The organism is Gordonia sp. DT218, assembly GCF_049847105.1.
In the GTDB taxonomy this organism is placed as follows: Bacteria; Actinomycetota; Actinomycetes; order Mycobacteriales; family Mycobacteriaceae; genus Gordonia.
Window position 1 is genome coordinate 1 of sequence record NZ_JBNCNS010000009.1, and the last position, 12,666, is coordinate 12,666.

General features: G+C 66.5%; 10 protein-coding genes and 1 pseudogene. 3 read left to right on the forward strand and 8 right to left on the reverse strand.

All coding sequences use genetic code 11. The annotated features are described in order from the left end of the window. Positions 1–259 precede the first annotated feature (259 nt). Positions 260–1,253, forward strand: a pseudogene (locus ACPXCG_RS22995) (acyl-CoA dehydrogenase family protein); the annotation flags it as partial. A gap of 8 nt (positions 1,254–1,261) precedes the next feature. On the opposite strand, the gene ACPXCG_RS23000 reads toward ACPXCG_RS22995, so the two are convergent. The 4 genes from ACPXCG_RS23000 to ACPXCG_RS23015 are packed head-to-tail and all read right to left on the reverse strand — an operon-like array spanning position 1,262 to position 6,080. Beyond that, on the reverse strand, positions 1,262–2,620 hold the full coding sequence (locus ACPXCG_RS23000; RefSeq protein ID WP_425794665.1) for a dipeptidase: 1,359 nt from the start codon (positions 2,618–2,620) through the stop codon (positions 1,262–1,264). Positions 2,621–2,656: 36 nt separating this feature from the next. Beyond that, a complete protein-coding gene (locus ACPXCG_RS23005; RefSeq protein ID WP_425794666.1) occupies positions 2,657–4,189 on the reverse strand; it encodes an MFS transporter in 1,533 nt (510 codons plus the stop codon). Between the two features lie 20 nt (positions 4,190–4,209). Further along, on the reverse strand, positions 4,210–4,614 hold the full coding sequence (locus tag ACPXCG_RS23010; RefSeq protein WP_425794667.1) for a hypothetical protein: 405 nt from the start codon (positions 4,612–4,614) through the stop codon (positions 4,210–4,212). Continuing rightward, on the reverse strand, positions 4,611–6,080 hold the full coding sequence (locus ACPXCG_RS23015; protein WP_425794668.1) for an APC family permease: 1,470 nt from the start codon (positions 6,078–6,080) through the stop codon (positions 4,611–4,613). Before ACPXCG_RS23015 ends, ACPXCG_RS23010 begins: the two co-directional genes overlap by 4 nt. Positions 6,081–6,413: 333 nt before the next feature. Here ACPXCG_RS23015 and ACPXCG_RS23020 point away from each other — a divergent pair, with 333 nt between their 5' ends. Further along, positions 6,414–6,620, forward strand: coding sequence for a hypothetical protein (locus ACPXCG_RS23020; protein ID WP_190267370.1), 207 nt, complete (start codon positions 6,414–6,416; stop codon positions 6,618–6,620). Positions 6,621–6,638: 18 nt separating this feature from the next. Here the strand turns inward: ACPXCG_RS23020 and ACPXCG_RS23025 are convergent, their stop codons facing one another. The 3 genes from ACPXCG_RS23025 to ACPXCG_RS23035 all read right to left on the reverse strand — a co-directional run bounded on the left by ACPXCG_RS23025 (position 6,639) and on the right by ACPXCG_RS23035 (position 11,059). Further along, positions 6,639–9,305, reverse strand: a complete 2,667-nt coding sequence (locus ACPXCG_RS23025) for a LuxR C-terminal-related transcriptional regulator (RefSeq protein WP_425794671.1) — start codon at positions 9,303–9,305, stop codon at positions 6,639–6,641. A 131-nt stretch (positions 9,306–9,436) separates the two neighbouring features. Further along, positions 9,437–10,777, reverse strand: coding sequence for a DUF2252 domain-containing protein (locus tag ACPXCG_RS23030; RefSeq protein WP_425794672.1), 1,341 nt, complete (start codon positions 10,775–10,777; stop codon positions 9,437–9,439). A 99-nt stretch (positions 10,778–10,876) separates the two neighbouring features. Continuing rightward, a complete protein-coding gene (locus ACPXCG_RS23035; RefSeq protein ID WP_425794673.1) occupies positions 10,877–11,059 on the reverse strand; it encodes a hypothetical protein in 183 nt (60 codons plus the stop codon). An 82-nt stretch (positions 11,060–11,141) separates the two neighbouring features. On the opposite strand from ACPXCG_RS23035, the gene ACPXCG_RS23040 reads away from it, so the two are divergent. Next, a complete protein-coding gene (locus tag ACPXCG_RS23040; protein ID WP_425794674.1) occupies positions 11,142–12,089 on the forward strand; it encodes a GlxA family transcriptional regulator in 948 nt (315 codons plus the stop codon). Positions 12,090–12,096: 7 nt separating this feature from the next. Here the strand turns inward: ACPXCG_RS23040 and ACPXCG_RS23045 are convergent, their stop codons facing one another. Beyond that, positions 12,097–12,561 (reverse strand): hypothetical protein, encoded by a 465-nt coding sequence (locus ACPXCG_RS23045; RefSeq protein ID WP_425794675.1) that lies wholly within the window; start codon positions 12,559–12,561, stop codon positions 12,097–12,099. Between the last annotated feature and the right edge of the window lie 105 nt (positions 12,562–12,666).

Sequence of the window (12,666 nt, forward strand, 5' to 3'; positions counted from 1 at the left end):
AGGACACCAACAACATCTGCCCGTCATAGGAAACGAAAAGCCCGCATCACCATCAACTGGAAACAACCATATCGGGGAGCACCGACAAGATCGGCTGACAAGCGTTTGTGGAGGCTTGGTTTCGATACGCACGCTCGTTCCTCGCGGGCTACTCAACCAGCAGGATGGGTACACGCGCTTTGTTCGCGGCTACTCGACCAGCGGATGGGTACACGCGCTTTGTTCACGGTTATTCGACGAGCGGGATGGGCGCACCCGGCTGGTCGAGAACGCCTACCGTCTCGCCGACGAGCTCCTCTTCCCGGCAGCGGCGGAGGTGGACCACACCGGCGTGATCCCGGCCGGGCATTGGCCCGCGATCGCCGACGCCGGGCGTTCGGGATCGCGGCACCCGAGAAGTCCGGCGGGCCCGGCCTTGAATTCGCACAGCTCATCGAGGTGATGGAGGTGATGGCCAGCGGCTGTCTCACCACTGCGTTCACCTGGTTGCAGCATCACGGCGTGGTCATCACCCTGGCCGCCACCACGAACGGGGCGCTGCGCGATGAACTCTTCGAGGCCACCGTCTCTGGAAGGCTACGCGCCGGGGTCGCCTACGCCGGCGTGGTACCCACACCGCCTCGGATGCGGGCCACCCGCGTCGACGGCGGGTGGCGCTTCGACGGGTACGCGCCGTTTGTGAGCGGTTGGGGCATCGTCGATCTGTTGCAGATCTCCGCACGCGACGTGGCCACCGACGAGGTGATCGCCGCGATCCTGCCGATCGAGCCGGCACCGTCGGCCGTCACCGTCACTTCCCGTTGCATCTGGGCGCGGCCGACGGGACCCGAACGGTGTCACTGAAACTCGACGGTCTCGTGATTCCCGACTACCGGGTGGTGAGCCGGGTCGATCTCGACGTCTTCTTCGCGTCGCAGAACATCGGCGTCCGGATCAACGGCACACTTCCGCTGGGGCTGCTCCGACGATGCGCAGCACTGCTCGACGTCTCCGGCCACACCGATGCCGCCCGCGCCCTGCGCGAGCGCAGCAGCATCGTGCGGACGCGGCTCGACGACGGCATTACCGATGCGGCCGGGCTGATCTCAGCCAGGGCCGAAGCCGCCACGCTCGCCCTGGACGCCTCGGCCGCGCTGGTGGCCGCCGAGGGCGGACGCCGGCTGCTTCGCGGCAGCCACCCCGAGCGCCCGGCACGCGAAGCCGTGTTCACCCTGGTCGCCGCGAGCCGTCCCCAGCTGAAAGACCTTCTGGTGGCCCAGATTCAACTCCGGCTGAGGCGGGTGGGGTACTCCCGCAGGAACATCGCCTCCACCGCCGCCATGTTCTCGATCTCGGTGGGATCCACACTCTCGTTGGGTGCATGGATGAGGCAAAGTGGCTCCTCGACGCCGAGGAGCATGATCTCCGCGTCCGGGAACGTCTGGGCGAACACATTGCACAACGGGATCGAGCCACCCTGCCCTTGCAGCAGGACGTCGGTGCCGTAGGCGGTCGTCATGGCGTCGACCATGGTGTCGAAACCGGCTCCCGAGGTGGATCCCGTGAAGGGCGACCCATCGGCCTCCCGCTCGAACGAAACGTTCACGTGCCACGGGGCCGCATCCTCGAGATGTGCGATGAGCGCATCCTGCGCATGACGGGCGTTCATCCCCGGCGGCACACGGAGGTTGATGCGGGCGCGGGCCTTTGCCTGAATGGCCGCCGACGACCCGACGACCGGCGGGCAATCGATGCCCAGCACGGTCGCGGCCGGGCGCGCCCAGACCATGTCCGACACTCGTCCCGAGCCGACGAGGTCCACGCCGTCGAGCACGGTGGCGTCTCGCCGGAACGCGTCTGCCGGATAGTCGACGCCCTCCCAGACCGCATCTGATCTCAGGCCGGCCACGGTGGTGTTGCCGTCAGCATCCCGGAGGCTTGCGAGCATCGAGATCAGCGCCGCCAACGCATCCGGCGCCGCACCACCGAACATTCCGGAATGCATTGCCGACGAGAGGGTTTCGACGCTGACGACGATGTTCGCGATACCTCGGAGGCTCGTGGTGAGGCTCGGTCGCCCCACCGCGAAGTTGCCTGCATCGCACACCAGGATCGCGTCTGCCCTCAACAGTTCGGGGTTCTTCGGCACAAAATCCTCGAGACCGCCGGTGCCCTGCTCCTCGGAGCCCTCGCCGATGATCTTGATGTTCACCGGGATGTCGCCGTCCAGTGCGCGCAAAGCGGTCAGGTGGGTCGCGATGTTGCCCTTGCAGTCCGCTGCCCCGCGGCCGTACCAGCGACCGCCCCGCTCGGTGAGCGACCAGACTGGCGAATCCCATGCCGCATCGTCCAGCGGGGGCTGCACGTCGTGGTGGAAATACAGCAGCACGGTCGGCGCATCATCGGGCCCGGCGAGGCTACCGGTGACCGCCTTGCTCCCGTCCGATGTCTCGTGCGCCGCCACATCGGACAAGCCGAGTGATGTGAAGGTCTCCTGCAGCCAGTCGACCATCTTGTCGCACTCTTCGGGCGGCGACTGCGCCGGATCGTGGACGGAGCGGAATCCCACCATCTCGGTGAGATCTGCCTGAGCCTGCGGCATCAGACCACGGATTCGTTCGCGCAAGGCTTCGTCACTCATCGCTGTCCCTCGATCTCGACTGTTGTTTCCAGGTTCTCATGACTCGCCGGTTCCGTCTGCCGTCCCGGCATCCTGACGCGGCCACACCCACCAGACCACCAGCGTCGCCGCCGCGATCAGTACCGCGGTGGCAACCGTCGTCACGGCCAGACCGTGGGTGAAGGCATCGACGACGGCAGCGGTGACCTTCTGTTGCAGTTCGGCCGGCAGTGTCGCCAACGCGTCGGTGTATGAGGACGAGTTGACGAGCGCGGCATGCGCCTGATCGACCTCGCCAGAGCTGAGTCCCGATTCCTGCACCGCCTCGTGGGAGTCGGCGATCGTCAGCCCGTGCGTGATCGCGGTCAGCAGGGCCACCCCGACCGCACCGCCGACCATACTCGACATCTTGAAGACGCCTGCGGCTGTTCCCGAGAGGCGTTCGGACACACCGCCGACGGCCGTGTTCGACACCGGCGTGGACAGGAGGCCGAGACCGGCGCCGATGACGATCAACGCGATCACCACCAGCCACAGGGACGAATCGGGTTGCAGCGGACCGAGAACAGCCGTCCCCACGGCCAGCACCACCAATCCGACGAGCACGGGGAGGCGGCCGCCCACACGTGCGTCGAGCCGGCCACCGATCGGGATGAGCGCGAAGATGCCGAAGGTCGCAGGCAACAGGAGCAGACCCGCCTCGACCGCGCTGTATCCGCGGGCGTTCTGCAGCCAGAGAACGAGCACGTAACTGAGTCCCGCATAACCGAGATTCATCATGAGGTTGGCGACGAGGGCACCGTCGTAGGGCCGGAGACGGAAGAGCGAGAGGTCGACGAGTGGGGACGCCACCGTGCGTTCGATCAGCACCCAGGCAACGGCGAGAACCACGGCGGCGATGAACAATCCGATCACCACCGGGCTGTCCCAGCCGGCCGTCGGACCATCGGTCAGGGCGTAGAGCAACGCGAAAACCGCGAGCCCGATGGCGCCGAGACCCACCCAGTCCACCGAACGATTCGCTTTCTCGTCGCTCGCCTCGGGAGTGGCCCAGCGGATCACCAGCAACGCGATGATCGCCAGCGGCACGTTGATCCAGAACATCCACCGCCAGCCCGGACCGTCCGTGATGAGTCCACCGACGGTGGGCGCCAGCGCCTGGCCACCCCATGCGACCGCCTGCCATACCCCGAAGGCGGTCAGTTGCGTACGCCCCGAGAACTGCATCGGGATCAATGCGAGAGTGGCCGGAAGGATCAGGGCCGCACCGATTCCCATCAGTCCGCGACCGGCGATCAGAGTGGTGACCCCGGGCGCCAGTGCCGCGACGATGGAGAACACCCCGAACACGGCGATGCCGATCTGCAGCACCCTCCGCTGACCGAACATGTCCCCGAACTTGCCGGCCGCGATGACCAGGGCACCGGCCACCAGGCTGAAGGCATTGTTCGCCCACTGCAATCCGGAGAGATCCGCGTGCATCTCGTCGGCGATCGTCGGCGTGGCCACACCGAAGTCGGCGAACGCCAGCCACACGAGCCCGGCCGCGGTACAGGTCGCCGCCAGCGAGATCCAGCGGCGAGAACCCACACCAGCGGATTCCGCGTGGATCATTGTGCGTAGCGCTGATCAGCGATGAAGTCCCGCACGGTCGAGATGTTCTCCGGGCAGTAGACCTGGACTATCAGCCGAAACCCTTCGAACACGTTCTCCTTCAGGATTATCGGCCGGACATAGAACTCGCCGCCCACTCCGATCTGAGTCTTCAGTTGCCCGAGCTGCGCCTCGCTCCCGGCGGCGGCGCACACCGTGCCGCCGTCGTCGCCGAGAACCTGGGCGACCTGATCCACCGAGAACGATGTCGCCAGACCATTCGCCTCATAGGCAGAGATCAGACTGGCTGCCTTGGCACGCGCCTCAGGACTGTTGCGGTCGTAGTCGAAGCTGACCAGCATCACGACCAGCAGCACCGCCAGGACCGCGCCTACGGTCCAATAGATCGCTTTGGGGCTCATGCCTTCTCCCCCTCGGTCTCGACCGGGAGATGCCAACTGGGTTTCCGGAATGCGATGAGCGCGGCCGGGATGATGAGGCCCAGGAGCAGGATGCCGCCGCCGACGATCGCGACGAACACCCACGGACTGCCACTGCCGAACTGTGAGGGCGGCACGAAGCTGATCGCGATCGCCGCGATCGACGAGAGGAACCCGACCGCGCACAGCAGGGGGAGAGCCGGAGCGCGGTACCCGCGCGGGTGATCGGGAGCGATCTTGCGCAGTCGATATGCGGCGATGAACAACCACAGGTACACGAGCAGATAGACCGACGTGGTGATGGTCATGAAGATCCAGTAGGCATTCGACACCGCGGGCACGAGCGCGAACAACAGCGCGAGCACGGTGGTCACCCACCCCTGGACGACCAGGATGTTCTGTTGCACACCGGCTTTGTTGGTCTTCTGCAGATAGGGCGGCAGATACCCGCCGTCCCTCGCGACGAGCAGGAGACTCCGCGACGGACCGGACAACCAGGTCATGAATCCGGCCAGGGACGCGATCACGATGGCAAGACCGATGAGAGGTACCAGCCATTGCAGGCCGAAGTGTGCGAACACCACCTCGATGGCCTGCATCACCCCGGCCGTGAGACTGATCTGGTCCGAGGGCACGACCCACGAGATCGCCAGGGGCGGCAGGATCAGGATCACCAGGACGAGGGCCACCGCCACGAACATCGCGCGCGGGAACTGTTTCGCCGGCTCCTTCAGCTCGTTGACGTGCACGGCATTCATCTCCATGCCCGAGTACGCGCCGAAGTTGCTGACGATCAGCACGACACTGGCGATACCGGTCCACGCCGGGAGCAGATGGCCACCGGTCATCGGCGCCGCCGAGGGGTTGCCCTGGAGCAGGTAGATGATGCCGAGCAGGACCAGCAGGGCGCCCGGGATGAGCGTGCCGATCAGGACACCGCTCGACGCGAGTTTGGCGATCACGCCGATCCCGCCACGCAGGGCCAGCAGCACGCCCGACCAGTAGACGACGATGATCACGACAGCCGTGAACACCCCGTTCGACGCGAGGTCCGGATCGATCACGTAGGCCAGCGTGCTCGCGACGAAGGACAGCAACGTCGGATAGTAGAAGATCGTCATCGCGAACTGATGCCAGGCCGCGGCGAAGCCCATGTTGGGCGAGATCCCCTCGGTGACCCAGCGATAGACGCCACCGGACCACCCGGACGCCAGCTCCGCCGACACCAGTGACGTCGGGATCAGGAACAGGATGGCGGGCAGCACGTAGAGGAACACACAGGCCAGCCCATACACCGCCATGGTCGGCGCCGGCCGCAGACTCGCGACCGACGACACCGTCATCAGCGCGAGGGCAGTCCAGGTGATGTAGGTGACCGGCCGCGGGGTGGCAATCGTCCCGGCTCGCCCCTTGGTCGCAGAATCGTCTTCTGCGGAATGCTCGCCCATCCAGCACACTCCTACACCGAGAACCGCCGCCGGCGACGATTCGTTGAGAGAGCTCAGCATTCCGACAGTCGCACCTGCACCGTCTCCGCACCTCACCCGCCGCGGGTGAATTGTCCAGGCACCGCTCCCGAGTCCCGTGCGTGCCTCTTCGAAGAATGGCATGGTCGGTCACTGTCGTTGTGTTGCATATGATTTGGCCACGATCTGCATGCCTCACGACGCCGGCGACGAGAATCCACCCGCACCTCACCCCTCACGGATGATGCCCCGACGACGGCCGGTGGAGGACCATCGGCAGGGGGAAGCGGACCCCGGACCATGCGGCAGGTGGACGTGAGCGCAGAGGAATACGAGTTCGTCGTCGACGGGACGTTGTCAGACCGCGCGATTGCATGTTTTCCGGAGCTGACCGCCGACATCGATCACCGACACACCACCACCCGACTCACCGGCGCGCTCACCGACACCGCGGCCGTCCGGGGAGTGATGGCCAGAATCGACACCCTGGGACTGGTTCTGCTGGAGTTTCGCGTTCGCTGATCCCCCGGCCCGCGCGGGTCAGATCAGCCCGGTCGAGCGGGCCACACTCACCGCGTCGCGTCGTGACCCGACACCCAGCTTCCGGTACACACCCCGCATGTGTGTCTTCACCGTGTTCACCGACACGGACAGGAGCTCGGCGATCTCGCCGGCCGTCTTGGCCGACGGGAGCATGCTCAGCACCCGCATCTCGGAAGGGGTGAGGCGGGCATGGTCGACCCGGTCAGAGGTGGTCGCCAGCAACAGCACCCGGTCCGCGAGACCGTCGAGATGCCCGAAGGTCCCGATGTCACGCGCCAGAGCGTCCGTCACCGCAGCGCCCGCCTCGAGGAGCGGAGCCACCACACCGGTCCGATCCGCGACGCCGAGAGCCGCACTCAGGGCCAGGTGAACGGCGCGGGTCTCGCCCAATTCGCACGCCACCGCCGCCTCGAGCGACCACGCCGACGACGCGGTGTGGGGATGCAGACGTTCCGCATCACACAGGACCGGGGCCAGCGTGCGGTGCGCCGACTCCCAGCGACCATGAAAGACCTGGACCGCGGCAGACGCGACCGCAGCCTCGGGGCGAGGTCCGTGGGAACGATCCGCGATCGCGATCAGCTCGGTGACCCAGTCCGGCCGACCCACCGCCAGGCACATGTGGGTCACGCTCATCAGCAGCACGCAGGCCGGCACCGGGGCCGGGTCGTCGGCCGCCATGACCGCGAGGATTCGGCGTGCGCGGTCCGCCGACACATAACGCTCGGCAGTGCGATCGAAGGTGGCGATGAGTTCGCTCAGCTCCGTCAGGGCATCGACCACCACCACCACCACCGCGTCGGGTTCGTGCGGCTGCCCGATGAACGACAGATCAGCGGCGCCTGCGACATCGTCACGGTCGCCGAGAAGGTAGTCGGCCATCGCCACCGTCGCCGCACACCGGGCGATGTCGTGTACGCCGATGGCGCGAGTACGTGCCAGTGACATCGCGCTGACAGCAAGGGATCTCATCGACAGCGCGTCGCCCCGACACCAGGCGAGGCGCGCCAATTCGGTACCGACCCGGACGCGCAGCGGCGGCCGCGCGGCACCTTCGGCCAGAGCGAGCGCTCGCCGAAGGCGCCGCTCGGCGGAATCATGCTCTCCCACTGCACGACATCCGATGCCGGCCGCGATCAGTCCGACGATGACGAGATCGTCCGGGGCACCAGACGGCGGGTCGTCGAGAGCGGGGATGAGTCCCACCACATCGCGGCCCCGGATGCGGGCGGACACCCGCACCAGCAGTGCCCGGTACAGATGCGTAATCGCATCGTCCCCCGGGTGGGGATCATCGAGCGCCGGCGCAAGTGCCACGGCATGGTCGAGATGGGTGCTCGCACTATCGGGATCACCGGTGTCACAAGCGATCAGCGCGTGCAGCAGCGGTGACAAAGGGCTGCCCGCGAGCACGGTGTGGGCGGAGTCCAGCAGCGCGAGAAGATGATTCAGGTCGCCATCGATCGCCATCGGCAGTCCGCACTCGAGGAGGGTCGTCTCGAGCACACCGCCATCGGCGAGATCGAGCGCGAGCCGGAGTGCGCCGTGGTTTCGCCGGTTCCGCACGGACCAGGCGATCGCAGCCGTGATGATCTGCTTCCGTGCCGCAGGCTCTCGGGTCCGCAATTCCCCTCGCAGATACGCGCGGACGATACCCGGGTAGGTGTACGACCTGATACCGGAGGTGAGTTCGCCCGCGACGACGGGGAAGTTGTGGTCGACCAGGCCGCGGAGCGCACGAGCCGCGTCGACCGAGCAGATCGCGTCGGCGAGCTCCAGCTCGAACTCCGGCAGGACCGCGGTCGCGGAGACGAAGTCGAACAGATCTGCCGGCAGCGCGGTGATCAGATCGCCCACCAGGTAGTCCGACACCGGCCGTGGGGAGCGCTCGAGTTGATCCAGCGCGCCGGCGACGTCCGATCTCCCGGCGAGATGATTCGCCGCGACCCTGACCAGGGCCGCCCATCCGCCGGTCAGGAACAGGAGCCGCTCGGCCGCGCCGTCGGTCAGCTCGGTGTGCTGACGGAGCATCACATCGCGTATCTCGGCCACCGTCAACGACAGAACATCTTCGCCCATCCGCGTGAAACGCGCTTCGCGGGCGTACCGATGCCACGAAAGCGGGGGATCGTGTCGCGCGATCAGCACGACCGCGACATGGGCCGGCAACACGGCGAGGAAGGTGTCGAGGCTGTGCACTCCGACGGGATCGGTCAATCGGTCGACGTCGTCGACGATCAGGACGACCGGCCGATCCGACCGCGCCAGCCGCTGCTCGAGTCGTCGCGCCGTATCGGCGAAGTCCGTCGACGGTCCCGCGGACGACAATTGTCCCGCGATCTGTGCAGGCCGGGTATCCGTCGCCTCGAGTCGCTCGTGGCACCGTCGCCAGATACGTTCCATTGATTCGGCGGGCGAGACGGCGATCTCGATGGTCAGCACATCCCGAAGTGTGCGGACCCAGGCACCTACCGCCGAGGTCTTGCCGGTATTCGCCGGGGCGCTGACGAGGATGATCGGCCCGCGTCGGGAATCAGTGGCCCGCTCGGAGGTCGGCGCGATCGCCTGATCGAGGAGTCCCGCGATCCGTGGGCGCTCCGTGACGAACGGACCTGCCTCGGCCCCGTGCACGTCGATCGGCACGTCCGCGGCACTGGCCGACATACGCTCCACCACACACCCTTCTGCGTACCCCCACCCATCATCTTGCCCGAGTCGATCGGACGTCTCGTGGATTTGGTGGGCCGTTCGCCCGGCGTGTGCCGTCAGGTCGTACCACGTTCACCCTCCGGGGCTCAGCGCAGCTCGTTCGACGGCACATCGCCACGCTCGATCGCGGCGACGAGCGACGCGTGATCTGTGTCGTTGAGCTCCGCGTACGCCGCCGCGAAATCGGAGATGGCGGAGGCGAATCCCTTGCCACTCCGGAGAAAGTCGACGATCGCCAGTCGGTCCACCGTACGCGCGTGTGCCTGCGCCAGGACACGGCCGCACAGCCGCGCATAGAGATTCATCTCGTCGGGCGTCAATGCCTCGATGACCACCGATCCCTTGCCATCGCGCAGCTGACGCACATAGAGATCGCGTCTCTCGTCGTTCTCGTCCAATCCCGAAGTCCACCCGAGGAACAGATCGCTCGCCGCCTGCAACAGTCGCTGTCCCTCGACCACTCGTTGACCCTGGTTCGGATAGGGCTGCACCGGAACATGATCCATGATCACCGACCGCTGCGCCTCTTTGAGTTGCAGGAAGAGCGGATCGCCCTGCGGTCCACGCATCAGCACGATCCAGGAACGGGTGCCCACACTCCCGACGCCGACCACCTTGCGCGCGCTGTCGACAACGGTGAACTGATCGAACAGTGCTCGGACGTAGTCCGGCAGCATCGACCGATATCCATCGATGCGCACCGCGATCCGTTCGGCGACGACGTCGGCATGGTGATCCGGGAAGAGTTCGTCGATGGGTACCAGGAGTGGTGGGTCGCTCCGGATCCGGAGGTTGCCGTCGTCGTCGGTGACGCACAGCTTGCCCACCGCCTGCAGGCTGTTGCGGTGGCGGGCCTTTCGGAGGCCTTTGACGGTGCGGGCCGCCGTGGACGTGTCAAGCGTCGAACCCACCGTCGCCAGCATCTCGTCGGCGTCGATCCGCGCATACCAGCAGTCCATGGTCGACTGGTCGGCACTGGCCACGATCCATCTCCGGTACGACTTGGCCACCTCGCGGGCGATCGCCCGGCTGGTCTTCGCGTCGAACCCGTTGTAGCGTGCCGCGACCACGAAGCTGGCCGCCAGCCGTTTCACATCCCATTCGAAGGGGCCCGGGCTGGTCTCGTCGAAGTCGTTGAGATCGAAGATCATCCGGCGCTCGGGCGTGTAGAACAGACCGAAGTTGCTCAGGTGGGCATCTCCGCACAGCTGAGCATTGACCCCCGAATCGGGTGTTGCGGCGAGATCGGCGGTCATTACGGCAGCGGCGCCGCGATAGAAGGTGAACGGGGTCGCCGCCATCCGGGCGTTGCGCACCGGGACCAGCTCTTCGACCCGCGAGGTCGCCTGCGTGGTCAGGATCCCTACCGGGTCGGCCCGGCCGGCAGGGTCCGGGCAGGTCGCCAACTCGGGAATCGTCGCGGACATCTGCGCCTCCTCGTCCCCCGAACGAGAATTCTCCCACTCGATGCGCCCGAGTGGCGCGGATTCAGCCGGTCGCAGCTCCGGAGCCCAGGCGCGATCGATTCAGGCGCAGTCTCGCCGTCGGAGGTTCAGCACCACCAGTTCGTCGTGGATGCGTTCGGAGTCGGGGCCGAATCCGAACGGCACCCGATTCAGGTGTGAGGTCTGTCGGTCGGCTCGGTACACGAGGACGATGGCGGGCGCGACGATGACGACGAGCAGGGTGATCATCAGGAATGCGTTCATGACAGAAAGTATTTCTCCGTCAAGATCCCGCCAACAGTGGCTTGAATGACATCGTTCACAAATTTGCTGCCATAATGGTGAGATGTTGAGCAAGGTCGCGGTACTTCTCTATCGACGGGTCTCCTTGTTCGAATTCGGCGTGGTCAACGAAGTGTTCGGGCTCGACCGCACCGACGACGGCGTGCCGCCGTTCGAGTTCGTGGTGGGATCACCGGAGCCCGGCGTCCCGCTGAGCATCGGGAACGGTGCATACGTGATACCGCCCGCAACGCTCGAGGACTGTCTCGATGCAGATCTCGTCGCCATCCCCGGAGGCAGCACCGACCCCGACTTCCCGCCCGAGATCCTCGACACGCTACGTGGCGTGGTCGACAACGGCGGCCGCGTGCTGACGGTGTGTTCGGGCGCGTTCGCGGCAGGCGCCGCAGGTCTGCTCGACGGCAGGCGCTGCACCACCCACTGGCGGTTCGGCTCCCAGCTCGCGGAGACATTCCCGAAGGCGATCGTCGACACCGACGTCTTGTTCGTCGACGACGGGCCCATCACCACGAGCGCCGGCACCGCCGCCGGCATCGACGCGTCACTGCATCTCGTACGGGAAGAGTTCGGCCCCGAGGTGGCCAACCGGATCGCACGCCGCATGGTGGTACCGCCACATCGCGACGGCGGCCAACGGCAGTTCGTCGAGTCGCCCATGCCGGAATGCGAATCGGACGGCTTCGCCGCCATGCTGGAGTGGATGATCGAGCACATCGACCACGAGATCTCCGTCGACGAACTGGCGCGCCGGATGCACATGTCGACGCGCACCTTCGCCCGGCGATTCGTCGACGAGGTGGGCATCTCACCTCACAAATGGCTGACCGAGCAGCGGGTACTCCACGCGCGGCGCCTGTTGGAGTCGACCGATCTGGCCGTCGACGAGGTGGCCGGCTCGGTCGGTTTCGCCTCCGGCACCCTGCTCCGTCACCATTTCAACGCCACGGTCGGGGTGACCCCGACGATCTATCGGAAGCGCTTCGCGCGCTGAAGAGCGATTACTCCGTCTCGGCGGAACCCGCGTACGAATCGGCAAACGACACCCGCGGTGTCGTCGCGGTGTGGAAGACGGCCAAGGCGGCGAAGGCCACGGCCCCGATCCCGAAGCCGACCGCGACGATGATGGCGACGATGTGCACGACCGAGTACAGGAGGCCGTCACCGGGCCCGGTTGCCAGCGCCGCGGTGACTGCCAACACGGCACCCAGGAGCGCCCAGGCGGCACTCCGGATACGCGGCGCGACCACCGACGCATAGAACAGGCGCTGGTAGATGGCCAGCTCGAACTCATCGACGGCGGCGACGCGTACGTCGTCGCCGCCCGCGAGGTCACGCATTTCGCGGGCCAATGCAACGTCTCGCTGCAGAGTGGTCGTCTCTCGTTCTCGATAGCGGACGAACGCGATCACGCTCACCGCTGCCGCGAGTAGTCCCAACCCCACAACTGCTCCCCAACTGTCCACGCTGACACGCTACATGCGACCGAATCGGCGGAGTGCGCCCGGTCACACCGGACTTTTGGTCCGAACACGACGAAACGCGCGCCGTCCGTTCGGTCGCGCACGGGG